The following is a 24,141-nucleotide window of genomic DNA, read 5'->3' as shown; positions in this document are numbered from 1 at the left end:
GAGGCGGCGGCCTGCTGGGCGGGCGCGGTGTGCGGGGCGGGCGCGGCGGGCTCCGGTTCCGCGGGTCCCGCGTGCCTCGCGCGTTCCGCGGACTGCGCGGACTTGGCGGGCAGCGGGCCGTCCGGGCCGAAGCCCTCGGGCAGCGGGCCGATCTGGTCGAAGACCTCCACCGGTTCGTCGCCCGCGGCCGGTTCCCCGATCAGCTCCACGGCGGCGGCCAGCGCCTTGCGCGCGCCGTTGGCCGTACGGAATCTGGCCCGCGGGTCGGGTTGCAGCAGCGCGCCGATGACCTGCCACAGCGGCTCCGGCACCCCCACGGGCGCGGGCGGCATGCCCATCGTCAGGAAGCGTTCCGAGATCGCCTGCGCGTCCGGCTTCCGCCCGCCCAGCAGATAGAGCGCGACCAGGCCCACCGCGTAGAGGTCGGCGGGGACGTCGGGCTCGGCGCCCAGCATCTGCTCCGGCGCGAAGTAGCCGGGCGTGCCGACCACGTAGTCCGTCTCGGTCAGCCGCGGCTCGCCCTTGCGCATGGCGATGCCGAAGTCCGACAGGCGCAGGTGCGGGGTGCCGGTGCCGGTCGCCTCCAGCAGGATGTTCGCGGGCTTGATGTCGCGGTGGACGACGCCCTCGGCGTGCACGGCGGTCAGCCCGGACAGCAACTGGTCGAGCAGCACGCACACATAGTGCGGCGGCAGCGGCCCGTAGTCGCCGATCAGGTGCGACAGCGAGCCGCCGTGCACCAGGTCCATGGTGAACAGCACCTTGTCGTCGTCGGCCGCCCAGCTCGCCGGGGCCAGCACATGCGGGTGGTCGATCCGCATCGCCTGTTCGCGGACGAAACGCAGCAGCGCGTGCGCGTCGCTCTGCTGGAGGACCTTGGCGGCCACGTAGCGGCGCCTGCGGCGGTCCCACGAGCGCCAGACCGCGCCCACGCCGCCGCGGCCGATCGGGTCCACCAGTTCGTACCGGCCCGCGAAGACCTCACCCATGGTGCGCGCCCCTCCCCTCAGTCCTGATGCGCCTCGTAGTGCGCGACCGCCTCACCGGTCCGCCCGGTGCCGTACACACGGAGGAACTCTGCCAGGTGCGGGTGGGCGGGCGCGAGGGAGTGCGCCGCCCGCTCGATCTCCTCCGCCGACGCGACCGACCGCAGCACGTCCTGGATTCCCCGCACCACCTGCCGCGCGGGCGCCGCCGGGAGCTCCCCGGCCGCCGAGTGCGTCGTCGTACCGCCCAGCACCGACGACCCGGCCAGCTCCCGGATCTCGTCCATCCGCGCCGCGGCCTCGATCGCCCCCGTCCGGCCCTCCGCCACCTGCCAGGCCAGCTCCTGCAACGCCTGCAACCGCTGCACCACCGCCGGATTCCCGATCTTCGCCCGCTGCCCGCTCATGAGCTGCGACAGCATCGGCGCCGACAGCCCCAGCACCGCCGCCAGCCGCGCCTGGTTCAGCCCCAGGTCCGCGAGCAGCCGCCTGAACAGATCCCCCAAGGGCTCCCCGTACCACCCCCGCTGCAACTCCCTCGCCTCCTGCGCGCGACGTGCCGAGTCCTGCGCCGACGCATCCATACGCGCTCCCAATTTGCTCCCGCGAATCCAGCAAACCCATCCTACGGACCCACCCCCATACCCGTTCGGCCCCCGCCCCCGGAACCGGTACGCTGTCTCCCGTAGCGGGGCCTTAGCTCAGTTGGTAGAGCGCTGCCTTTGCAAGGCAGATGTCAGGAGTTCGAATCTCCTAGGCTCCACCCCCGTTTTCGCAGCTCAGCGGCCCCCTCGCCCGGTCAGGGCGAGGGGGCCGTTGGCGTCCGGGACGCATTCTGTACACATCAGGCGCGGAGTGGTATAGAGGACCTGCTCCGATGGCCACGGTGTCTGCGCGGGGTCGCTTGTGGCCGCTGGATCATTGCGGACCCTCGTCCCGCTGCCCTACCGGGGGCGTGGTGACGCTGAACCCCCGCTCGGCATCTGTTTCGAACGGGCACGGCGTTGCGTGCCGGCGTTCGTTGCCCCCTTGTTCTTGTGGTCTGCGTGGGATGGTCGTTAGCAGCACCATCCGGGAACTCCCGCCCGCATGTCGGTGCGAGACGAGAGAATACGGCGTGGAGACTCTCTTGGCGGTACTGGCGGTACTGCTCTGGCTGTTGATCTTGGGTGGGCTCTTCCTTCTATGGGCCCTCGCCAAGAAGCGTGTTATCGCTCCTCTGCTCAGCAGGTGTCGTGCCTATGCCGACGAGCGCGCAAGGACGTTCGTCGCTGACGTCGGCGCTGAAGTGACGCTGGTGGTCGCAGGGCGGTTGCCTCAGGATCTGCCTGGTCTGGCTCCGATGTGTGTGGCTGGCTGGTGGCGACGTTTCGTCTCAGGGATGCTGCTGCTCGCGCCGACATGCCTAATGTTGGCCGCGATCGCATGGAATGTGACGGAGCTCGGGCCTGGCGTTCACGACGCGGTCACCTTCGTCGCGCAGAAGGCGGCCACGCTGCCTGGCCGGGCGCAAGATCTGACGTGGCGTCAACCGCCACTTGGCGCATTCATACGTGTGCCAGCCTTTCTGATCTTGTTGGGTTGCGGTGCCCGGGCCACCTTCATGTTCGGAGTTGCTTCCTCGGGAAAGAGCGCTGACCATCGGCGGCAGGAACGAGTTGAGGTCACGCGAGGGGGATTTTTCCCTGTCATCGTCATCCTGGGTGCCGCAGCACACTGCGCTCGAGCCCACCGCCAGTGGCATGAGGCTGCAGGAGCGTGCGAAGTTCCCCGAGTTCAACTACGGCTAATTGAACGCGCCATCTGGCAAGCTAATCGCATCCGGTACGAAATCCCGCGTCTGGCGTGGATATCATCCCCGCGTAAACGTGTGGTCTCTCATCGTCGGCAGGCATTGCACGCTCATGCGGCCCAGGTAGTAGGAGCTCTACGCGTATGTGAGGCACGGCAGGACACCCACCCTGGTACCGCATTTCAGGACATGGCCGTCATGCTCGTCACGATTGCCGAGCGCTACGCGCAGGGTCGCCTCACGTGCCTACTCGACGAAGACCAATTGGGCCAACCGGCAGCCGCTGCTCCCCGGGAGGGGCTTCGCTTCCTGATCCTTGGCACGGTGGCAGTAGCAGCTGTCACCGCGGCGGCTCTGGCGGGTCTCCCGTCCCAAGCGCTGGACGCCATATTTGTTCTCGTCATTGCACTGAACTCCGGCTGGTTTCTCCGGCGGCAGCTACCGAGTGCGTCAGAGCTTCTCAACCTTTTGCGGAACGGCCATCGTTCTTGAGTCAGCCACGCTTGTGACTTGAGCCAGGCCAAGGGCGGACCGAACTTTGGGGTGGCTTGCACTTTAGGGGCAAGCCACCCCCAACTGTATTAAGGCCCCCATTTACGCTGCTGCGCGCTCCAGCGTCGCCAGCTCCGCCGCCTGCTGCGCTTTCCGTGCGGCCTTCTCAGCCTTGGCCTTCGCCTTGGCCAGGACGCGGGCGCGGCGTTTGTGCATCTTCTTGGAGACCTCGTCCAGGCGGTCGGGGAAGAGGTGGCCGTAGACGTCGAGGGTCATGGTGGCGGATTTATGGCCGAGCATGGTCTGGACGACGTTGACGTCGGCGCCGCTGGCGATGGCGAGCGAGGCGGCGGTGTGGCGGAGCTTGTGGGGTGTGACGTGGAGGTGGCCGAGACCGGCCGCCGTGACGGCTGGGTCGAAGACCCGGCGGACGAAGTTGCTGGCGCGCAGGGCGCCGTTCTGGGGACCGGTGAAGAGGAGTTCGTCGGGCTCGCGGCCTTCGACGTGCGGTTTCAGCTCGTCGATGAGGAATGCGCTGAGGGGCACGGACCGGCGCTCGTGGTTCTTGGGCGTGTCCAGATAGAGCTTGCCGCCGTCGAGGCCAAACGCCTCCACGATGTGAGCTCGGCGGGCGGTGAGGTCGATGCGGCCGACCTTCAGGGCGGAGGCTTCGCCCCAGCGGAGGCCGGTGTAGGCGAGCAGCAGGATGAAGGCGCGGTATTCGGCGGCTGCGTCGGCGAGGGCTTCGACCTGGATCTCATCGAGGTAGACGTGGTCGGAGGGATTGATAGCGGGCAGCGGTACTCCGGTGGCCGGGTTGAAGGCGAGGCGGCGGGACTTGACGGCGAAGCCGAGGACGCGGCTGAGGACGACGTAGGTCTTGCGGATCGAGCGTGCCGCCTGGGGGCGTCCGTTGGTCGTCCTGCCCGTCGCGAGTTCGGACAGCCACGCGGCGATGTCGTCGTACTGGATCCTCTCCACAGGTGTGGATCCCCACCTGGGGATAACGTGCGTGTCCAGCGCGATCCGGTAGCGGGCCCGGCTGGAGCGCTTGAGGTGGAGTTGGCTTTCGAACCACGACTCGGCGACCACGGCGAATGAGACGCGTCCGGCAGCAGGGTCGCGGTACGTGCCGTCCCCGAGCCGAGCGTGGAGTTGGGAGCGGAAGTCGTCCGCCCTGACCTTGAGCGCGAAGGTCTTCGCTTTTGGCTTGCCGTCGGGGCTGTACCAGCGCACGCGCCAGCGGCCGGGTGGCGTGCGTCCGGCTTGCCTGGCCTGGGCGACCGCGCGCTGGTACGCGGTGTGGCTGGCGCGGTCTTCTATCCAGACGCGGGCCATCAGGCACCGGTCCGGTGGTATCGGTGGTGCGGGGTGTTCGTTATGAACAAGCGGTTCTGCTCCCTCTGTATTCGGTTCGCGAGCTTGCTGCATTTACCCGCCGTCCGCTGCTTTGAACACTGGTTCGGATTCGTTATTTTCTCGTACTGGGATGACTGGCCGCGCGGTTGTCGGGGATGAATTTGTGACCCCTTTATGGCTGTTGCTTTGTTGGCGGCACATTCCGTGCTAGCTTCCCGCGCCGAGGAGTCCTGGCGTGGCGTATCTCCTGTTGAGATGGTGTCCTCGGATGGGATGGGGCGGCTGGTCGGCGGGTTTGAGTTCTGTACGGTACCTCTGGGCTAGCCGCCGGTCGGCATCCTTCACGAGATTTCAGAGCCAAGTGCCGAATTATTTGGTCGGCGGCCTTTTTGCTTCTACGGTTGTGTTCTTCCCGGCCGCTCGTGGCCGGGACCTGTAACGGCCGCCGGTCGGCGGAGGAGAAAGCGAGAAGGATTGCAGAAGGCGAGGAATGATGTCGCAGGGGTGCGGCGTGCGCTGGCGACTCCGGTGGAGGTGTCGGAGTACCTGGGGGTGCCGGTGGCCACGCTCTACCAGTGGCGGCACCGGGGCGCCGGGCCGAGGGTCCACAAGCTCAGGCGTCACCTGCGGTACCGCTGGGCGGAGGTCGAGGCATGGGTGGACGGCCAGGCGGTCGATCTGGCGGCGTGACCCGCACGGCCGTGACGAGCCGGTGCCGGAGGGCACGGCAACTCCCCATGAATGTCGATGATCGACCTGGGCGGAGACAGGCTGCCAGCCCGTACCCCACCCTTCGAGGAGTAGTGATGCATGCACGGTAGGACCCCAGGCGCCGAAGGCGCACCACCCCAGCAACCCTGGCCGCCGGTGGCGGTACCGGGTGAGCCGGGACGCGTGACCGGCGGACCATTGGCCGAGGTGAGCGGACCGGTCCATTCGCCGTCCGCCGTCCGGCGGTCCGCAGACAGAGCACGCGAAGTATCCGCCGGACCCAGTCCAGGGGACCAGCGGGGACCGGTCCCCTGGCGAGCCCATTGGTCCGGCCGCGGACCGGACCGCGAGCGGGTGGTCCGCGGACCAGGCCGCTGGTGAGTGGTCCGCGGCTGGTCCAGGGGGCGTACCGGACCGGGAAGTGGACCCGCCATGGTCCCCGCAGGTCACGGCACCCGAGACAGCGGACCAGGGTGGTCCGGACACTGAAGGGCTGACCACCACTTCCGGTCAGCGGACCGGAAGTGGTGGTCCCGGCGGATCAGCGGGACCAGACCCCGCGCTGCCGGACCAGACGAGCGGACCAAGCGGACCGGGCCGTGGACCGGCGGACCAAGCTGGCGGACCGGGCGAGGTGCGGACCGGATCGGCGGACCATCGGCCGGGTGAGGGTTCCGGACTGCTGGACGAACTCCGTTCCGCCGTAGCCCGATACGTGGTCCCGCCGAGTCCGGAGGCAGTGGACGCGGTCACGTTGTGGATTGCGGCGACGCATCTTCAGTCGGCGTGGCAGCACGCGCCGCGGCTGGCGATCGTGGCGCCGACGAAGGCGTGCGGGAAGTCGCGTCTGCTGGACGTGCTCCTTGAGACGGCCCATGAACCGTTCATCACGGTGAACTCGTCGCCGTCGGCGATCTTCCGGTCGATCACCGAGAAGCCGCCGACCCTCCTGGTGGACGAGGCCGACACCATCTTCGGCAGCGCCAAGATGGCAGAGAAGAACGAGGAGATGCGAGGTCTGCTCAACGCCGGCCACCAGCGCAACCGCCCGACCACGCGTGTCACGGGGGCGGAGCACAAGCCCGTGAAGTTCCCGACCTTCGCCATGGCGGCGATCGCCGGGATCGGCGACCTGCCCGACACGATCATGGACCGCGCCGTCATCATCCGCATGCGCAAACGCCTGGAGACCGAGCACGTCGATGACTTCCGCACCCGCACCGCCATCCCGTTCCTCCACAACGTGCGGGACCGGCTGGCGGACTGGCTGGTGACCCGACTTGAGGAGGCGGCGAACTTGATCCCGGCGATGCCGGTCCGCGACCGGGCGGCCGATACGTGGGAGCCGCTGGTCGCGGTCGCCGACCTGGCGGGAGGTGCGTGGCCGCAGCGGGCCCGTACCGCGTGCCGGGTGATGACCGAGCGGGAGAAGGGCAACGAACAGGACCGGGGCGCCAAGGTCCGCATCCTGGCCGACATCCGGTCCGCGTTCGCCGCCCACGGCGACCCGGCGCTGCTGGCCACCGAGAAGCTGCTGGAGACCCTGAACGCCGACCCCGAAGCCCCCTGGCACGAACAAGGTCCAGCCGGGCTGACTGCCCGCAAGCTCCAGATGCTGCTGGCGGACTACGAGATCCATCCCGCCAACCGCCGTTTCTCCGACGGCCAGCGCCGCGGCTACGCCCAAGCCGACTTCACCGATGCCTGGAACCGCTACTGCCCCCAGCCCGATAACACCGAGTCCCCTGGGCGTGATGCCCAGGTCGGGCCAGGCCCGCTGTCGGCGGCCATGCCCAAGCCACGGGGATTGGGCCTCCCGTTGCCGCCGCCCTCGGCTGGTACGGGTCCGCGCCGCTGACCGGCGGCTGACCCTCATCAACCCGCATCACCCGTCCCGCCGCAGGTCAGCGCGGGACGGGTGACCCGGCTGTGACGGGTCGACCCGTACCAAGACCGTGACCCGTACCGGCTCTGACCAGCCCAGCAACGGATGGGACACGTCGCTGACCGTCAACCCACCGCCCCGACCGAGAGGAGCAAGCAAGATATAGCGAGAGCATTGCTCTCGCAGGCCCCCGCGAGCGGGAGCAAGATATCGGCGAAGACACTCTTCGCCGCCGGCGAAGGCGCCTTCGTCAGGTCCCGCCCCGGGGGTGGCGAGACCGGACCTCTCGGAGGTCCCTGGGCCAAACCGCGCCCAACCGCCTCCTACCCGTCAGCCCGCGAAGCGACCTTCACGCCGTCCGCACCACGTGACGCGTCCACCGCGCCCCCCACCGAGCACGCCCCAAGAACGCACCCTTCCCGAATCACCCCACAAGGAGTTCCTTACCCCTGTCCAACATCCGCCTCGACGTCGTCACCCTGCTCTGCGACACGGACTTCCGCCGCCGCCCCGACACCAACAGGTGGTCACACCGCGACGGCCAGCCCTTCACCTAGGCCGAGCAGAACTTCGCCTTCAGCGCCACCCGGGAGGAGTTCATGATCGCCGCTGACCAGATCGAACGCGAAGGCGCCTACCACCGCGAGTACGAGGAAGCCGTCGAGGCCCTGCCCAAACTGCTGCTTCCCTACTTCGCCCAGCTCCCCGACGGCTCCATCGTCAGCCACGCCCTCCCCCTGATGAGCGACCAGGACCGCACCGCGTACAACCGGCTCCGCGACATCCTCGGCCCCGACAGCTACCTCTACGCCCCCACAGACGAGTAACCCGATGGACGCCTGCTGGATGCCCACTGGGCATCCAGCAGGCGTAGGCAGTCTTCAAAGAGCTTCATCCTGATTTCTGCCAGCGCATTGCCGAGCCAGGCGTCAGCGACTCCACGGCGTCAGGTCGGCCTGGTGCCCGAACCACTTACCCCGGGCCAAAGTTCTGAGCGAAAGGCTGGAGTACGGGACTCTGCTGATGCGCCGAGCAGTGCCTGATAGCGGGCGTTGCTGGGGCGGGCGGCGTCGGGGCCGAGTCGCGCTTCCCAGTCGCGGCAGATGCCGGCAACGAGGGCGGCTACGGCCACGGGGTCGGCGGACTGCCAGGATGGGAACTGGCCGGCCCAGGTCAGAGCGGCCTCGGGCGGCCAGTCGGCTTCCATCAGGCGTACGGCGGTGAGGGCGACGTCAATCCAGGCGGGGCCGGCGGCGACCATGGCCCAGTCGACGACGTGTGCGCCGCTGGTGCCGATCAGCAGGTTGTGGGGGTTGGTGTCGGTGTGAAGCAACGTGTCCCCTGCCAGCAGTAGTTGCTCCTCGTCCGACAGCACGTGCGCGAACCGGTTCGCCAGCCTCGGGGCCAGGCCGCCGGCGGTCACCTCTTGCATTCGCTCCAGCGCCTGCGCGACCAACTCGGTGTCCGCGGAGCCGTGGGTGAGGTCGGCGTGCCGCCCGTCGACGTACTCGAACACCAGCACATCCCACCCGGCGACCGCCACCCGGGCCAGCAGCAGCGGTGCCACCCCGGCGACCAGCGGGTTCGCCGCGACCTCCCAGTCCTGGCCCAGCACCGCGTCCGCGTCCGAGACGGGTACGCCCTTGACGAACACCCGCCCGTCGGCCGTCGTCAGCACCGCGGCGGTTTGGCACGTCAGTCCCTCCGTCACCGGCACCCAGCCCGTCACCGCCCCCACGTGCCCGCCCACCGCCAGCCGCACGGCCGACGGCAGTACATCCCACTCCGTACGCGGCATCCAGGCACCTCCCACCAAAGGGGCCCCGAGGTTTCGGCCTCGGGGCCGCACACGCTACTGCGTCGCCCCGCACTTCCGGCAACGAACCTTGCCCGACCATCCGACCCACTCGTGATCGCAGTTCGACAAGACCATCTACCTCACCTCCTTTCTTGCTGAGATGAGACCGCGAACCGTTCAGTCCGCGTTGTCCTGCCGTTCCGCCTCGGTCCCCTGGTCGACCGTGTCGGCCAACTCCCAACTGTGGCCGCCGCTGTGGCCGTCGAACTCGCAGCACCCGTCCCCTCCACCCGGGGATGCCGCCGGGCAGTCAGGCAGCACGGCGAGGGCCGAGTAGACGGAGCTGTCGAGCCATCGCAGCCAGATGGCGCCCTTGGCGAGGCTGTGGGGGTCCATGACGAGTCCCACGTGAGGGATGCCCGGCTCATGCCGCTCCAGTGCGCAGCGCACCCAGCGGTCCGCGTCCTGAAGAGGGCGAATACCGCTCTGGGCCAGGGCGAGCAGCTCGCCCAACGCGCTGTCGGCGAGAGATGTGGTGCGATCGCACACCCATCTCACGGTGGTGACGAGTGAAGGTGTCGTTGTTACCGTGATGCCCGTTTGGTCCGGCTCCAACGTGGGGTGGCCAGGCTGATTCATGACCGCCCCCCTTCTACGGCGGGGCGAGCGAACGGCTGGCGCAATCGCGCGATCCCGCTCGCATGCATGAGGCTCGACGCGAAGCTCCTTAAGTGGACCGCCGGTTGTCCGGCCTGCGGCTCCGCCTGCGGGGGTTCGACCTCGAACCACACGACCTTTCCGGCTGGTACTTCTTCGCAGCCCCAGTCGGCGGACAGCGATGCGATGAGGAGCAGACCGCGTCCGTCCTCCGCGTCAGCGGCTTCCTCGCGTGGACTGGGCCGCCTCGGGTCGACGTCTGTGACCTCGACCCGCACCCGCGTTCCGGTCCATCGCACGGCTACGGCGCATGCGGCCCGCGTGTGACGAATGGCGTTGGTGACCACCTCGGTCGTCAACAGCGCCACGTCGTCGAGTAGTTCATCCGGTTGCGTCATTTCCCAGTCACGGACGACCTCGACGACCTTGCGCCGGGCAGTTGCGACCTCCGCTTCGTCGGCCGGCACCAGGAATCCGGACGGCACGGCAGGGTCTCGGTTCTTCACTGTCGGCCGCCGCAGGCGGACACCCAGCGGAGTGGCACTCCGTGAGCCCGATGAGGTGGAGCAAGGCATGTCATGTCGACCTTTCACAGGTGGGCAGGTAGAGGCGGCTGCTCGCCGGGGAACGCGTCGGTGACTGTGCTGCCTGCCGATGGCTACGCGGCCCTGAGAAGAGGTTCGGCCGTCCGTCGGCCGCGCGGGAGTGTGTACGGGACCCGAGCGCGGAGGGTGCGAACACACACTGTGTGAAAGGGAATTGGCTACGCTTGCTGCACTGAGTGATGCGAGGATCACATGGAGCCAAATACGCTGCTGGACGCCTTGCTCGACGAGGCCGGAATGTCGCGGGTCGGCCTGGCCACCCGCGTGAACGCCGCAGGCCGTGCCCGTGGCAAGCAACTGCGCTACGACCACGCCTCAGTGATCCGCTGGCTACGCGGACAACGACCGCGCGGCGTCGTACCCGACCTGATCTGCGACGTGCTCGCCGCACGCCTCGGCCGGCCGATCAGCCTCGACGCCATCGGCATGGGCAACCCGGCGACAGCCCAACCGGCCACCCCGCTGGCCTGTTTCATCGAACGCTCGACCGCGCTGTGGCGCGGCGACGGCCAGGACCGCGAGGACGTCAAGCGCGCACCGCTCATCACCGGCATGGCGGCCATCGGGCCGGTGTGGGAGTGGGAGAACCCGCCCGACGACCTCGACGTCTCCCGCGCAGGCAACGTTCACGTAGGCCGCGCGGACGTCGATGTCCTCCGGGTCGCCCGCAGCCACTACGAGGCGATGTACCGCCAGGTGGGCGGCGTCGCGACCCGCGGCCGGATCGTACGGTTCCTCGCCGACCGTACGTCCCCGCTCGTCCGCGGGGCCTATACGGACACCACCGGCCGCCACCTGCACCGGGCGGTGGGCGGGCTGGTCGCGGTCGCCGGGATCTGCGCGTACGACTCCAACGCCCAGGGTCTCGCGCAGCGGTACTTCCACCAGGCACTGCGGCTCGCCAAAGCCTCCGGCGACCGGGCGTTCGGCGGATACGTGATAGCCCTCCTGGTCAACCAGGCTGTCTTCATGCGGGACTTCCGGCAGGCCGTCGCATTCGCCGAGGCTGGCATCCGTACTGCCGGGGCCGACATGTCGCCAGCGCTGGCGACCGACCTGTACGCGATGCAGGCCAAGGCGTTCTCCCGCATGGGCGACCAGAGCGCCGCCCACCGCTGCATGCTCCTGGCCGAAGCCGCCGCTGCCCGTATCCGTCCCGCAGACGAGCCCGCCGAACTCGGCTATGTCCAGCCGGGCTTGGTCGAGGCGCAGCTCGCTGAAGCCCTCATCAGCCTCCGCGACTGGACCCCGGCGCAGACCTACGCCACCGAAGCCGTACGTGCCCAGGCCCACGCCCGCGGATCCGTGCACCGCCTCGCCACACTCGCCACCGCCGACCTCGGCCGCGGCAACCCCGAACAGGCCGCCGCCCACAGCCTCACCGCCCTCACATTGGCCCAGGGCCAGGAATCACAGCGCCTACGCGACCGCTTCGTCCGCCTGCGCGGCCTGCTCGCCGACCACGGCTCGACCGCAGCACGCGACGCCGTCGAGCAGATCGACGCCTCGCTCTCACTGTCGCTGTGACCGTGGCGGTGGGGTAGCGTCCCAGGCACCCCGCAGGCAACCAGGGATGGAGCACGCCCATGTCGGTCTGGAAGAACCACGGCGAGAAGACCGTCTACGAGAATCCCTGGCTGACCCTCAACCTCGCCGACGTCGAACTCCCCGACGGCCGCCACCTCGACCACTACCTCATCCGTCAGCGCCCGGTCGCCCTGGCCACCACCGTCAACGACGCCGGCGAAGCCCTCCTGCTGTGGCGCCACCGCTTCATCACCGACAGCTGGGGCTGGGAACTCGCCGCCGGCGTCGTCGAACACGGCGAGGACATCGAAGCCGCAGCCGCCCGCGAAATGCTCGAAGAAACCGGCTGGCGCCCAGGGCCGTTGCAGCACCTGCTGACCGTCGAGCCCTCCAACGGCCTCACCGACGGCCGCCACCACGTCTACTGGTCCACCACCGCCGAACACATCGGCCACCCCGAGGACGACTTCGAATCCGAACGCCGCGAATGGGTCCCGCTGTCCTCGATCCCCTCCCTAATCGAGCGCGGCGAGATCCGCTCCGCCAACGCGGTCGCTGCACTCCTCCTGCTCCACCACATGCACGCGGTGGGCGGAGAAGCGGTCTAACCCAGCGGACCGAACGCCCTGGCTAACGGTCCTTTGATGATGCCGCTTCCTAGATCGGCAGTACGCATCCGGTACACATGGCTCGCGATATCCCCCACCACCAGTGGCAACCAGCGGCGGAAGTTTCCCCAGGTCAGCGTCCCACTGCCTTCATCCGACCAGCTCACGAACCCGCCCCGGAAGAATTTGCAAGGCAGATGTCAGGAGTTCGAATCTCCTAGGCTCCACAATTCTTTACGCAGGCCGGCGGATCAGCGCGGTGAGCGGGCCGTCGGCTTCCGGGTGAGCGACAGCTTGTTCCCGACCGCGGCGCGGTTCTCGCCCAGGTGATGCCCTTCGACCGCGACCGCTGGACATCCCGTTTGCCGGATCCGGCATGGTGGCGGGTCGCCCTCGACGCCCGTCCGCGAGGCAGCCCCCCCCGTTCGCGCGCGGCAAGCGGGTGTGGGTCCCCCTGGGGGCAACGGGCCACGGGCCGTGGAAGCCGCGGCCGAGAAGGGTCAGGCGTCGCGGGTTCCGCGGAGTTCTTCTACCGCGGCGCGGGCTGCCGCGCCGATGACGGCGTCGGCGCGGGGGAGTTTGGTGTCGGAGCGGGCGGCCTGGGTGAAGACGACGGCGGTGTAGGCGGAGCCGTCGGGGAATTCGACGACGCCCGCCTCGTGGCGCAGTGAGCCGAAGGTGCCGGTCTTGCCGTAGACGGTGATGTCGTCGTACGGGAAGCCGGAGGCGAGGCGGTGGGTCCAGGGCTGTCGGCGCATGACGTCGCGCATGAAGGCGCAACGGGCGGCGGAGGCGGCCTCGTCGGTCCAGATCGCGCGGAGCAGCACGGCGATGTCGGCGGGGGTGCCGGACGCCTTGAAGGCCGGGTCGTACACGCCGGGGGGTGCGACGGAGTCGTTGTCGGCGACGCGGGCGAGGGCCGCGTCCAGGGAGGCGGCGCCCGTCTCGGCGACCAGGCGGCTGAAGGTGCCGGCGACGCCGCCGTGGATGTGGGTGTCGGGCATGCCCAGTTCGCGGCACATGGCGTCGACCACGTCGGGGCCGACCGCGCGGAGGACGGCGTCGGCCGCGGCGTTGTCGGAGATGGTCATCATCAGGACGACCAGGTCGCGCAGGGACATGGTGACGGGGTCGCGGAGAACGGAGACGCCGGTCGCGCCGGGGACCCGCTCGTCGGGCACCAGCGTCACCGGGCGGCGCGGGTCGAGCAGTCCGGCGTCCGCGAGGCGGCAGAAGGCGGCCATCAGCGGCACCTTGTAGACGGAGGCGATGGGCAGCCGTTCGCCGGAGTCGATCGTCACCCGGTCGGACGGGCGGCGCAGATCCGCTACGTGCAGCCAGCCGCGGACGCCCGCGTCGTCGAACATGGCGCGGACGGCCCGCTCCACCCCGCTCTTGTGCCGCGTGCCGCTCACGGCGCCACCCGCCGGACCGGGACGCCGTGCGCAGAGCGAACAGAGCGCGCAGAGCGCGCAGAAGTGTCAGGGGCCGCGACGCTACGGGCCAGGGCCGTACGGGCCAGGGCCGTACGGGCCAGGCTCTCCTCGAACCGCCGCGCGGTCTCCGCGGTCTCCCCCGCCCCCGGCCGCCGCGGATCCCAGGCCACCCGCAGCCGCAGCGGAAGCGGCGGATCGGCCGCCGCGCGGCGTTCCACCCCCGAGGCCGTCAGCGTGTCGTCCGCCGTGACCAGCACCGCCTGACCCGCCGCCACCAGCGCGAGACCGGCGCGCTCGTCGGAGACCACCACCGTCTCCACCCGGCGGCCACGGCTGGCCAGGGTGTCCACGAACAGGTCGTGGGCCGCGGGCGCCTCGGCCCGCGGACGTACGGCGACGGGCAGCCGCGGCGGCGCGCCACCGTCGCCGTGGGAGCCGTGGGAACTGTGGGAGCTGTGGGAAGTGTGCGGACCGGCCGGAGGGACGACCGGGGTGAGGAGCCAGGTCGGCAGCAGGATCACCCGGCCCGCGGTGAGTCCGTGCAGCACGGACGGGTGCCGGATCACGGCGATGTCCAGCCGCCCGGCGGCCAGGTCGTTGAGCAGTACGGCCGTCGACGCCGTCGTCACGCCGATGCGCGTACGTTCACCGGTCCGTACCGGCGCGCCCGCGCCCGCGACCTCGGCCGCGGCGTCGGCCGCGAGGGGCGCGGGCACCTCGGGGGCCAGCCCGAGGCGCAGACGGCGGCCGTCGGCCTGCTCACGGGCACCGGTCTCGCGCAGTTCCGCGAGCGCGGCCAGGGCCCGGCGGGCGTGCGGGAGCAGCAGGGCGCCCTCCTCGGTGAGGGACACCCCGCGCTCGCGGTCGAAGAGCCGGACGCCGAGCAGCGCCTCCAGCCGTCGCAGGCCCTGCGACAGCGGCGGCTGTGTGATGCCGATCCGCTGCGCGGCGCTCCCGAAGTGTCCCTCTTCCGCCAGCGCGACGAAGATTTCCAGATGCCGTTCCGTCAGCAATCCGTGCCCCCTGGCGTGCGCCGATACGGCCTGTGAATCATTCCGACATCAAGAGCGTATTCGACATCCCGCCGGGTCGCGGGCTTGACTCCGGGACGAGGGGCCGACCGTACGGTGTGCCCCCGCACCGACGCCGGGGGCCGTCTCCGGCGGCGCACAGGACCGGCGAGCCGAACCGCCGACCGGCGGCCCCCCGGTGCGAACCCGCCACCCTCAGAACGGAGTCGCGCACCCCATGGACACCCGCGCCCCAGTCTCCCGCCGTTCCGCGCTCGCCACCCTGGCCGGATTCGCGGCCGTGCCGGTCACCGGCTGCGGCGGCTCAGGAACGTCCGCCCCGAGCGCCCCGAGCGCGACGAACGCCCCCAGCGAAACGAACGCACCGGCCGCACCGAACGCCGCCGACCCCGCCACGCGGCGCGCCTTCGCCGAGCTGGAGAAGAGGTTCGACGCCACCCTCGGCGTCCACGCGCTCGACACCGGCAGCGGCCGTACCGTCGCGCACCGCTCCGACGAACGCTTCGCGTACGCCTCCACCTGCAAGGCCCTGCTCGCCGGAGCCATCCTGGAGAAGAACTCGCCGCGGCGGCTCGACCGCGTCGTGCGCTACGGCCGGGGCGACATCGTCAGCAACTCGCCGATCACCGAGAAGCACGTGGCCAGCGGAATGAGCGTGCGCGACCTGTGCGACGCGGCCATCCGGTACAGCGACAACGCCGCCGCGAACCTCCTCTTCCGCGAACTCGGCGGCCCCCGGCGGCTCCAGGACGCCCTGCGCGCGCTCGGCGACGACGTCACCCACTGCGACCGGGTCGAACCCGCGCTCAGCGACGCCGTCCCCGGTGACCTCCGCGACACCAGCACGCCCCGCGCCCTGGCCACCGGCCTGCGCGCGTACGTCCTTGGGACGGCCCTCCCCGCCGACAAGCGCGCCGTGCTGACCGACTGGCTCGTGCGCAACACGACCGGGGATCAGACCATCAGGGCCGGTGCGCCGCGCGGGTGGCGGATCGGGGACAAGACCGGCACCGGCGGGTACGGCACCCGCAATGACATCGCCATCGCCTGGCCGCCCGGCGGGGCCGCCCCGATCGTCCTCGCCGTCCTGTCCCGCCGCGCGGCGAAGGACGCGACCCGCGACGACGCGCTCATCGCCAAGGCGGCCGAGGTCGCTTTCGGCGCGCTCGCGTAGTCCGGTCCGGTCTGGGTCCGGTCCCGTCCGGTCCGGGCGGCCGTCGGGTCAGCCGCCCTCCCGCTTGATCCAGTCGCTGTAACCGGGCGGGTAGTCGTAGCCGGGACGGTTCACGTCGGCGCTGGTACGGAAGGGGATGCCCTTGTCGTCGAGGTGGAGGGTGCCGTGGCGGGCGCCGCTCGACCAGTCGAGGAGCAGGTCCCAGCGGACGTCATGGGTCTTGGTGTGGGCGGTGACGTAGAAGACCTCGGGGTCGGACTCGCTGACGCTGTACGGGAAGTCGCGCTGGCCGTTCTCGGGGGTGACGTGCGGGCTGCCCTTGTCGAGGTCGATGTCGAAGGCCGCTGACCCGACGCCGCCGCCGCAGCCGACGCCCATCGCGTAGTCGTTCCAGGCGAGCGGGGCGGCCTTGGACACGACCCGTACGTGCAGCGCCTCCAGGACGACGGTCTCGGAGCCGGTGCCCTGAACGGTGAGGGAGACGCGCTCCTCGTCCGAGGACACCGCTCCGTAGGCGGCGGCCCAGCGCGGGGCGTCCTGCTCACTGGCGGGCGGGCCCATGTGCGCCGGTTCGCTGTCGACGAGGAAGTGCTGGCTGCACGGGTCGTCGTAGACGTACGGGTGGACGTTGGCGCTGAGCGGCGGGGCGGCGCTGTCGCCCGTGCCGGTGGCGCCGGGCGCGGATCCGCGCGTCTCGGTGGCGGTGGGGGTGGGGGTGGCGGAGAGCGGGGCTGACGGGGTGCCGCTCGGCGAGGTCGAGTTCGAGGGCGGGGTGGCGGACGGCGTCGTCGCGTCTGCCCGGCCGGTGGTCGGGCCGGTCGCGCCGACCGCCTGCTCGTTCCCGCCGGCGTTCTGCCCGCTCTTCTCGGCGCCCCAGGGCGGATTCACGGCGAGGACCACGGCGCCCAGCACGGCCGCCACGGTGACGGCCGCGATCAGGGCGGTACGGCGGCGGTGCGGTCGTACGGGCTCGGGCGGCAGGTCACTGACGACCAGATCGCTGTGCTCACCGTGCTCGCCGGTTCCGGGTGCGGGTGCTTCTGGCGCCGCTTCCTGAGCCGCCTTCAACGCCTCGGTCCGGGCCGGACCGGCTTCAGGCGCCGGGTCCGCTTCGGCCGTCGGCGCGGCCCCCGCACCGGCCCCCGCCCGCGCCGCCGCGGCCTGTTCCGCGCGCCGGTCGCGCGCCGCGTCCGCGAGGATCCAGCGCCGGTGCAGCTCCATCAGTTCCTCGGGCGTCGCCCGGCAGACCCGCGCCAGGCGCTCGACCGGCGCGTACTCGTTCGGCACCGCGGTGCCGTTGCAGTAGCGGTGCAGCGTCGACGTGCTCATGTGCAGCCGCTTCGCCAGCGCCCCGTAGCTCAGTCCCGAACGGTCCTTGAGCTGCCGCAGCAGGGTCGCGAACTCGTTCGTTTCACCGGCCCCTGTTGCCACCGACATCAGTTCCTCCATCCCCCCGCGTCCCAGTCACGCATTCCAGGGGATGTGCGTTCCCCCTGCTCAGAGCCCGTTTCTCCATCCCAGCGTCCCCAACTCCCCGCCGATGCTGGTGGCTGGGACGGATCGCCCCGCAAGCTCCAGTCATCCAAGCAGCACCACCACCCGAACGACTAAGGGGCACCCGCCACATGTCCAGCATCCGCAACTCCCGTACCCGTATCCGCTTCGTCACCGCCGCCGCGACCGTGGCACTCGCCGCGTTCGCGCTGACCGCCTGCGACGACGGGTCGGGCGTCAGGGACGAGGGGGCCTCGCCCGCCTCTTCCTCCTCCTCCTCGGACGAGTCGCCCTCGGCCGGTCCGACCCTCACTCCCGGTTCCGGCTCCACCACTGCGGACGCCGGGGGCACGCCGGTCGGTTCGAAGCCCGCCGCGGACGCTTCGGCCAAGAAGCCCGCGGCCAAGGCCCCCGCGCCGAAGAAGCCCGCCGCCAAGAACAAGACGGTCACCTGCCAGGGCTCCAACACCAAGACGGTCGCGTCCCCGCTGAACCGTCCCGTGAACCACATGCTGCTCACGGTCACCAACACCGGCGGCAACCCCTGCTTCCTCTACACGTACCCGTCCGTGCAGTTCACCGACGCCCAGGCCGAGCCGCCGGTCATCGAGGAGTCCCAGCCGCAGGCGGTCGTCACCCTCAACCCGGGTGAGTCCGGCTACGCCGTCATCGTGCTGGCCGCCTCCGACGGCAGCGCCGCGCACGGCCGCACCGTGAAGACCCTGAACGTCTACTTCCACGGCCGCTCCGGCAACGAGAGCGTCGGCACCGGCGCCCACCCGTCGCTGCCCGCTGGCGGCACCTACATCGACGACTCGCTCAAGGTCAGCTACTGGCAGCAGTCGATGAACGACGCGATCTCCTGGTGACCACCCCTTCGGGGGAAGGAGCCCGCCCGCGCGGCGGCGGTTGGTTCACTGGCGCCATGACGTCAACGACCTCACCGGCCTCACCGGCATCGATCGTCTTCGAGACCGTCGCTCCCGGCTCCGTCGCCTACCTCGACCGCCTCGCCGCGACCGACCTGGGCCGCCTCTACAAGGGCCGCATGCTCGACGCGCTCGATGTCAGGACCGGCCAGACGGTCCTGGACATCGGCTGCGGCCCCGGCACCGATCTCGGCGCCCTCGCCGACGCGGTCAGCGGTACGGGCACGGGCCCGCGTACGACCGAGGGCACAGGCTCGCGTACGGCCGCGGGTACGGACACGGCCGCGCGTACGGCTTCGGGCTCCGCCCCGGCGCGGTCACCCGGCGCGGTCATCGGTGTGGACCACGACCAGGTCGCCGTCGACACCGCCAGGGAACGTACCGCCGGCCGGGACACGGTCACCGTCCACCTCGGTGACGTCCACGAACTGCCCCTGGCGGACGGCAGCGTGGACCGCGCCCGCACCGACCGGGTACTGCAACACGTCGCCGATCCCGTACGGGCGCTGTGCGAGGCCCACCGTGTGCTGCGGCCCGGCGGGCGGCTGGTGCTGGGCGAGCCGGACTGGGACACACTGACCGTCGACCACCCCGACGAGGAGCTGTCGCGCGCCTACACGCGGTACGTGACCGACGAGGTGATCCGTAACGCCCGGATCGGCAGGCAGCTCCCGCGGCTGGCGGCGGAGGCCGGTTTCACGGTGCCGACGGTCGTCCCGGTGACGCCCGCCTTCCGGGACGTCGGCGCCGCCGACAAGGTCCTCGGCCTGGAGCGGACCACGCGGCGGGCCCTCGCCGCCGGGTACTTCACCGTCGGAGGGGCCCGCCGCTGGCTGGACCACCTGGCCTCGGGACCCTTCCTCGCGGCCGTGACCTTCTACATCGTGGTGGCGCAGGCGTAACCGAGGCAGGCCGGGGCGAGGACGTCGAGGCGAGGCACGTCGGTCCGCGCCTACGGCGCCGGTGCGTGATTCCGAGAACCCGGGGGATCAGGCGGCCCGTGCGGGCTGCCACAGCGCGTCGATGGACTCCTCCGCCGCCGCGAGGCTCTTCTCGGCGAGCGGGATCAGCTCGGACATGGCCGGGGTGACGGGCGCGAGGGTCAGTTCGGCGGTGATGAAGCGCGGGACCAGGCCGGTCATGACCACGCCGTGCGGGAGCCACTGCTCCGCGTGGTCCCAGCCCTCGCGGGGGGTGCCGGGGGCGTAGCCGCCGCCGCGCGAGGCGAGGACGACGAAGTCGCGGCCGGTCAGCAGCGGGTCCCTCGTCTCGGCGTCGACGGAGAGGCCGGGCACGATCAGGTGATCGACCCACGCCTTGACGCTGCTGGGCGCGCCGAAGTTGTAGACGGGCAGACCGAGCAGGACGGTGTCCGCCTCCTCGACCTCACCGATCAGCGTCTCGGACAGCGCGTAGGTGGCGGCCTGCTCGGGGCTGCGGTCCCCGGCCGGGACCATCGCCACGCCCACGGTGCCGGAGTGGATGTGCGGAATCGGGTCCTTGCCCAGGTCGCGGTAGGTGACCGTGCCGTCGGGGTGGGCGGCCTTCCAGGCGGCGGCGGCCCGCGCGGTCAACCGGCGGCTGACGGATCGGTCGCCCTGGACGCTGGAATCGATGTGCAGGAGGTGAGGCATCTCGTTAACCCTTCATACTTGATTTGTGTAACACCAACGATTTATAGCACGTCACGATTCCTCGCCGCCCGATAGACTGCTGAAGTGGCCTCACTGCCCGTGCTCAACCAGCCCCCGCGACGTTCAGGCGCGCTGCTCGAACAGCTCACGCGCCGGATGCGACTGCACGCCGAGTCCGTGCTGACCCCGCTCGGCCTGCGTCCACGGCACCTGGTGGCCCTCACCGTCCTGCGTGACCAGCACGGCAGCACCCAGCAGGCGCTCTCCACGACGCTGATGATGGACCGCGCCAATGTCGTCGGCCTGCTCAACGATCTGGAGACGGACGGCCTGATCGAACGGCTCCGTTCGCCCGAGGACCGCAGGCGCCACCTGGTGCAGCTCACCGACGAGGGCGGCAAGCGGCTGGCCAAGGCCGAATTCGCGCTCGCCCGCGTCGAGGACGAAGTCCTCTGCGCGCTCGACACCGGCCAGCGCGACACCCTCTACGATCTGCTCCAGCTCGCCGCGTCGGGACACGGCGTGGACGGGACGGCGGCGGACGCGGCGTTGAGCTGTGTGACCGACGCCCCCGCCGCCACGCCGGAGTGCCTGGGCGAGGCGGAGGACACAGAGACCTGCTGACGGTGCCGGGGGAGCCACGGGCGGCGTCGGCCCGCGCTCCAGGGCGGAGAACGGGGGCGTGATGTTCGGCATCCTGGGCGCGACGCGGGTGGTGGGCGCGGACGGCGCCGAGGTCGCGCTGGGCGGCCCCCGGCGGCGCGCGGTGCTCGTCCTGCTGCTGCTCGACGCGGGCCGGGCGGTGCCCGCCGAGCGGCTGATCGACGGCCTCTACGGCGACGAGCCGCCCGCGGGCGCAGGGAACGCCGTGCAGTCCCAGATCTCCCGGCTGCGCCAGGTGCTGCCGGTGCCGCTGGAAGGGCTTCCTGCGGGCTACCGGCTCGCCGTCGCACCGGACCAGGTGGACGCCCACCGCTTCCGGCGGCTGAGCGCCGAGGGCCGCGCCGCCCTGGCCGCGGGCGACCCGGTCCTCGCCGAACGACTGCTGCGTACCGCGCTCGCGTTGTGGCGCGGCCCCGCACTCGCCGACGTCGGCGCCGCCCCCTTCGCCGCCGCGCAGATCACCCGGCTCGAAGAGCTGCGGACCGGCGCCGTCGAGGACCGTGTCGACGCCGACCTCGCCCTCGGCCGCCATCGCTCACTGGTCGCCGAACTCGGCGAACTCGTCACCGCGCACCCGCTGCGGGAGCGCCCGCGCGGCCAGTTGATGCGCGCGCTGTACGGCAGCGGACGGCAGAGCGAGGCGCTGGAGGCGTACGAGGAGGCCCGGCGCGAACTGGCCGACTCCCTCGGCGCCGACCCCGGACCCGAACTGGCCGCCGTCCACCTCGCCGTGCTGCGCGGCGACCCGGCGCTGCTTCCACGGGACGTCTCACGCGATGCCCCACGCGATCCCCAACGCGATGCCCCACGCGACGCACCGCGGGCCGCCCCACGGGATGTTCCACGTGAAACAGACACGGCGGACAGGGCGGGCGCGGACGGACATGTTCCACGTGGAACATCGACGGGAGGCGCGGGAGGCGCGGGAGGCGCGGGAGGCGCGGCCGGCGCGGGAGGCCCAGGGGGCGGCACGTCCGCCACCGCCGCGCCCCGGCATGAACTCCCCGCCCAGCTCACCAGCTTCGTCGGCCGGTCCGCCGAACTGGAGCGGATCGGTGAGCAGTTGGCGCGCCAACGGCTCGTCACGCTCACCGGCCCCGGCGGCGCGGGCAAGACGCGCCTGGCGGTGGAGGCCGCGGGGCGGTACGCGCACGACGCCTGCTTCGTGCCGCTGGCCGGGCTCAGCGACGGCGCGGAACTCCCGCAGGCCGTCCTCGGCGCGCTCGGCCTGCGGGCCGGCGGGCTGCTGGCGACCGGATCGGCCGCGTCCGGCGGCGCGGGGCACGACCCCGGCCCGCACGACCCCGTCGCGCGGATCACCGCCGCCCTGGACGGCCGCCCGCTGCTGCTGGTCCTCGACAACTGCGAGCACGTGGTGGAGGACGCGGCCCGGCTGGCCGAGCGGCTGCTCGCCGGGTCACCGCTGCTGCGACTGCTCGCCACCAGCAGGGAAGCCCTCGGCATCAACGGCGAGACGCTGTGCCCGGTGCCCACGCTCGACGTGCCCAAGCCCGGCACCGACCGCGAGCAGGCGCTGCTCTCCCCCGCCGTACGGCTGTTCACCGAGCGGGCCGCCGCCGTACGCCCCGAACTCGGCTTCGACGCGACCGCGGACCCGGCCACCGTGGACGCCGTCCTGCGGCTGTGCACCGCGCTCGACGGGCTGCCGCTCGCCATCGAGCTGGCCGCGGCCCGGCTGCGTTCGCTGTCGGTCACCGACATCGCCGACCGGCTCGGCGCGCTGCCCGACGACGACGCCCCGTACAGCCTGGGCGTACGGCCCGACGCGCTCTTCCGGCTGCTGTCGCGCGGCAGCCGCACCGCCCAGCCGCGCCAGCGCACCCTGCGCGGTGTCGTCGACTGGAGCTGGGACCTGCTGCCCGACGACGAACGGGCCGTGCTGCGCCGTATCTCGGTCTTCGCGGACGGCTGGACGCCCGCCGCCGCGGAGGCGGTGTGCGCGGACGGCGCGGGCATCCTCGCCGAGGACGTCCTGGATCTGCTGGACGCGCTGGTCGACAAGTCCCTGGTGGTGGCCGAGCAGCCGGACGGCGCGGGCCGGATCCGCTACCGCGCGCTGGAGTCGATCAGGGCGTACGGCGCCGAGCGGCTGACGGAGGCAGGGGAGCGCGAGGCGACACTGCGCGCGCACGCCGCGTACTTCCTGGACTTCGCGCTCACCGCCGACCCGCACCTGCGCCGCGCCGAGCAACTGGAGTGGCTGCGGCTGCTCGGCGACGAGCGCGACAACCTCCAGGCCGCCCTGCACCGCAGCCTGGAGGCGGGCGAGGTGCGTACCGCGATGCGGCTGATCGCGGCCCTGTCCTCGTACTGGCTGCTGCGCGGCGTGCGCTACGAGGGCTTCGGACCCGCCCGCCAGGTCCTCGCAGCCCTCGGCCCGAATCCGCCGGAGGGGATGGAGGAGGAGTACGCGCTGTGCGTGATGGCGGTGGTCGGGATGCTGCCCGACCCCGAGGAGTTCGCCGGCCATGTCGCGGCGGCGACCCGGGTAGTCGAGGCGATGCACCGGCTGTCCCGCCGCTACCCCGTGCTCACCTTGCTATGGGCGCCCTTCGCCGGGGTGCCCGACGAGGGCATCGACGTCTTGGAAGCGGTCTTCGAGGAGTTCCTCACCGAGCAGGACCACCCCTGGTACCGCGCGCTGATCCAGCTCGGCTCCGGATTCCAGTCCTGGCTGATGCGCGCCGACCCGGCCGCCGCGCGGATTCACTGCACCGCCTCCTACGAGGAGTTCCGCCGCCTCGGTGACCGGTGGGGCATGGTCACCACCCTCAACGTGCTGGCCGACCTCGCCGACCACCGCGGTGAACTCGCGCTCGCCGACTCCCTCCTCGGTGACGCGCTGCTGCTCGCCGAAGAGCTGGACTCGGCGCTCGACATGGCGGAACTGCTCTGCAACCGTGCCGCGTACAGCACCAAGGCGGGCGACTACGCGACCGCCGCCGCGTACAGCGAGCGGGCCGTGGAGCTGTCCCGCCGGGCGGGCACCCCCGAGTACCTGTCCCTCGCCCACCTGGCGCTGGCCGAGTCCGTCCGGCTGCGCGGGGACGGCGACGGCGCCCGTGCGCTGTACGAGCAGGCGCTGGCCGAGTGCCCGGTCGGCTGGTTCTCCAGCAACGGCACCCGTTCCGCCGTCCTCGTCGCCCTGGGCCGGGTCGCCGTCGCCGACCGTGACCCGGACCTGGCCCGCGGCTACTTCCGCGAGGCGGTCACCCTCGACAGCGTCGCCATGCGGCTCCCGCTCAGCGGCGCCGTCGCCGCCGAGGCCACCGCGGGCCTCGCCCTGCTCAACGGCGACGCGCCGCGGGCCGCCGCCCTCCTCGGCGCCGCCGAGGCCCT

General features: G+C 71.3%; 21 protein-coding genes and 2 tRNA genes. 13 read left to right on the top strand and 10 right to left on the bottom strand.

Features of this window, described 5'->3' with window-relative positions; translation table 11 throughout:
- Both BGM09_RS35980 and BGM09_RS35975 read right to left on the bottom strand, forming a co-directional pair.
- Positions 1 to 989: serine/threonine-protein kinase (locus BGM09_RS35980; protein ID WP_188285957.1), on the bottom strand; the 989-nt coding region annotated here is incomplete at its 3' end.
- 17 nt (positions 990 to 1,006) lie between these two features.
- Positions 1,007 to 1,570: a helix-turn-helix domain-containing protein gene (locus tag BGM09_RS35975; protein WP_188285956.1), complete on the bottom strand. Its 564-nt coding sequence runs from the start codon at positions 1,568 to 1,570 to the stop codon at positions 1,007 to 1,009.
- A gap of 106 nt (positions 1,571 to 1,676) precedes the next feature.
- Between BGM09_RS35975 and BGM09_RS35970 the strand changes: the two genes are divergently transcribed.
- Together BGM09_RS35970 and BGM09_RS35965 are read left to right on the top strand one after the other, a co-directional pair.
- Positions 1,677 to 1,749: transfer RNA gene (locus tag BGM09_RS35970), tRNA-Ala, on the top strand.
- 366 nt (positions 1,750 to 2,115) lie between these two features.
- On the top strand, positions 2,116 to 3,270 hold the full coding sequence (locus BGM09_RS35965; RefSeq protein WP_188285955.1) for a hypothetical protein: 1,155 nt from the start codon (positions 2,116 to 2,118) through the stop codon (positions 3,268 to 3,270).
- Positions 3,271 to 3,372: 102 nt separating this feature from the next.
- Here the strand turns inward: BGM09_RS35965 and BGM09_RS35960 are convergent, their stop codons facing one another.
- Positions 3,373 to 4,608, bottom strand: a complete 1,236-nt coding sequence (locus BGM09_RS35960; protein WP_188285954.1) for a tyrosine-type recombinase/integrase — start codon at positions 4,606 to 4,608, stop codon at positions 3,373 to 3,375.
- A 495-nt stretch (positions 4,609 to 5,103) separates the two neighbouring features.
- Here BGM09_RS35960 and BGM09_RS35955 point away from each other — a divergent pair, with 495 nt between their 5' ends.
- The 3 genes from BGM09_RS35955 (at position 5,104) to BGM09_RS35945 (ending at position 8,052) form a co-directional block, all read left to right on the top strand.
- Entirely contained in the window at positions 5,104 to 5,319 is a 216-nt protein-coding gene (locus BGM09_RS35955) for a helix-turn-helix transcriptional regulator (protein WP_223188077.1), read from the top strand.
- 514 nt (positions 5,320 to 5,833) lie between these two features.
- Positions 5,834 to 7,198 carry a DUF3631 domain-containing protein gene (locus BGM09_RS35950; protein WP_411158414.1) on the top strand — a complete coding sequence of 455 codons (1,365 nt, stop codon included), beginning with the start codon at positions 5,834 to 5,836 and terminating at the stop codon, positions 7,196 to 7,198.
- A 626-nt stretch (positions 7,199 to 7,824) separates the two neighbouring features.
- Positions 7,825 to 8,052 carry a hypothetical protein gene (locus BGM09_RS35945; RefSeq protein ID WP_188285953.1) on the top strand — a complete coding sequence of 76 codons (228 nt, stop codon included), beginning with the start codon at positions 7,825 to 7,827 and terminating at the stop codon, positions 8,050 to 8,052.
- 119 nt (positions 8,053 to 8,171) lie between these two features.
- On the opposite strand, the gene BGM09_RS35940 is transcribed toward BGM09_RS35945, so the two are convergent.
- The 3 genes from BGM09_RS35940 to BGM09_RS35930 all read right to left on the bottom strand — a co-directional run bounded on the left by BGM09_RS35940 (position 8,172) and on the right by BGM09_RS35930 (position 10,165).
- The gene (locus tag BGM09_RS35940) at positions 8,172 to 9,023 is read right to left on the bottom strand and encodes a phosphotransferase (RefSeq protein WP_188285952.1); all 852 of its coding nucleotides are present in this window, start codon (positions 9,021 to 9,023) and stop codon (positions 8,172 to 8,174) included.
- 177 nt (positions 9,024 to 9,200) lie between these two features.
- Positions 9,201 to 9,572, bottom strand: coding sequence for a hypothetical protein (locus BGM09_RS35935; RefSeq protein WP_188285951.1), 372 nt, complete (start codon positions 9,570 to 9,572; stop codon positions 9,201 to 9,203).
- Positions 9,573 to 9,658: 86 nt separating this feature from the next.
- Positions 9,659 to 10,165: an ATP-binding protein gene (locus BGM09_RS35930; RefSeq protein WP_188285950.1), complete on the bottom strand. Its 507-nt coding sequence runs from the start codon at positions 10,163 to 10,165 to the stop codon at positions 9,659 to 9,661.
- A gap of 312 nt (positions 10,166 to 10,477) precedes the next feature.
- Between BGM09_RS35930 and BGM09_RS35925 the strand changes: the two genes are divergently transcribed.
- The 3 genes from BGM09_RS35925 (at position 10,478) to BGM09_RS35915 (ending at position 12,647) form a co-directional block, all read left to right on the top strand.
- The gene (locus BGM09_RS35925; protein WP_188285949.1) at positions 10,478 to 11,812 is read left to right on the top strand and encodes a transcriptional regulator; all 1,335 of its coding nucleotides are present in this window, start codon (positions 10,478 to 10,480) and stop codon (positions 11,810 to 11,812) included.
- Between the two features lie 59 nt (positions 11,813 to 11,871).
- Positions 11,872 to 12,420, top strand: a complete 549-nt coding sequence (locus tag BGM09_RS35920; protein WP_188285948.1) for an NUDIX hydrolase — start codon at positions 11,872 to 11,874, stop codon at positions 12,418 to 12,420.
- Positions 12,421 to 12,538: 118 nt separating this feature from the next.
- Positions 12,539 to 12,647, top strand: a tRNA-OTHER gene (locus tag BGM09_RS35915).
- Between the two features lie 273 nt (positions 12,648 to 12,920).
- On the opposite strand, the gene BGM09_RS35910 is transcribed toward BGM09_RS35915, so the two are convergent.
- On the bottom strand, positions 12,921 to 13,835 hold the full coding sequence (locus BGM09_RS35910; RefSeq protein ID WP_317453025.1) for a serine hydrolase: 915 nt from the start codon (positions 13,833 to 13,835) through the stop codon (positions 12,921 to 12,923).
- Positions 13,832 to 14,869, bottom strand: coding sequence for a LysR family transcriptional regulator (locus BGM09_RS35905; RefSeq protein WP_188285947.1), 1,038 nt, complete (start codon positions 14,867 to 14,869; stop codon positions 13,832 to 13,834). Before BGM09_RS35905 ends, BGM09_RS35910 begins: the two co-directional genes overlap by 4 nt.
- A 235-nt stretch (positions 14,870 to 15,104) precedes the next feature.
- Between BGM09_RS35905 and bla the strand changes: the two genes are divergently transcribed.
- A complete protein-coding gene (gene bla / locus BGM09_RS35900) occupies positions 15,105 to 16,061 on the top strand; it encodes a class A beta-lactamase (protein WP_188285946.1) in 957 nt (318 codons plus the stop codon).
- A 48-nt stretch (positions 16,062 to 16,109) separates the two neighbouring features.
- Here bla and BGM09_RS35895 read toward each other — a convergent pair whose 3' ends face one another.
- On the bottom strand, positions 16,110 to 17,498 hold the full coding sequence (locus BGM09_RS35895; RefSeq protein WP_188285945.1) for a helix-turn-helix domain-containing protein: 1,389 nt from the start codon (positions 17,496 to 17,498) through the stop codon (positions 16,110 to 16,112).
- A gap of 188 nt (positions 17,499 to 17,686) precedes the next feature.
- On the opposite strand from BGM09_RS35895, the gene BGM09_RS35890 reads away from it, so the two are divergent.
- The gene (locus BGM09_RS35890; protein ID WP_188285944.1) at positions 17,687 to 18,424 is read left to right on the top strand and encodes a DUF4232 domain-containing protein; all 738 of its coding nucleotides are present in this window, start codon (positions 17,687 to 17,689) and stop codon (positions 18,422 to 18,424) included.
- Positions 18,425 to 18,480: 56 nt separating this feature from the next.
- Complete coding sequence (locus BGM09_RS35885; RefSeq protein ID WP_188285943.1) at positions 18,481 to 19,386, top strand: methyltransferase domain-containing protein; 906 nt, start codon at positions 18,481 to 18,483, stop codon at positions 19,384 to 19,386.
- Positions 19,387 to 19,473: 87 nt separating this feature from the next.
- On the opposite strand, the gene BGM09_RS35880 is transcribed toward BGM09_RS35885, so the two are convergent.
- Positions 19,474 to 20,118 (bottom strand): FMN-dependent NADH-azoreductase, encoded by a 645-nt coding sequence (locus tag BGM09_RS35880; RefSeq protein WP_188285942.1) that lies wholly within the window; start codon positions 20,116 to 20,118, stop codon positions 19,474 to 19,476.
- Positions 20,119 to 20,202: 84 nt separating this feature from the next.
- On the opposite strand from BGM09_RS35880, the gene BGM09_RS35875 reads away from it, so the two are divergent.
- Complete coding sequence (locus BGM09_RS35875) at positions 20,203 to 20,742, top strand: MarR family winged helix-turn-helix transcriptional regulator (RefSeq protein WP_188285941.1); 540 nt, start codon at positions 20,203 to 20,205, stop codon at positions 20,740 to 20,742.
- 61 nt (positions 20,743 to 20,803) lie between these two features.
- Positions 20,804 to 24,141 (top strand): AfsR/SARP family transcriptional regulator (locus tag BGM09_RS38375; protein WP_223188075.1); only part of this gene is annotated, 3,338 nt, incomplete at its 3' end.

It is taken from the genome of Streptomyces sp. CBMA29 (genome assembly GCF_014596445.1).
Taxonomy (GTDB): domain Bacteria; phylum Actinomycetota; class Actinomycetes; order Streptomycetales; family Streptomycetaceae; genus Actinacidiphila.
Note: the sequence above shows the minus strand (reverse complement) of the source record. Positions and strands in the feature narration are given on the sequence as shown.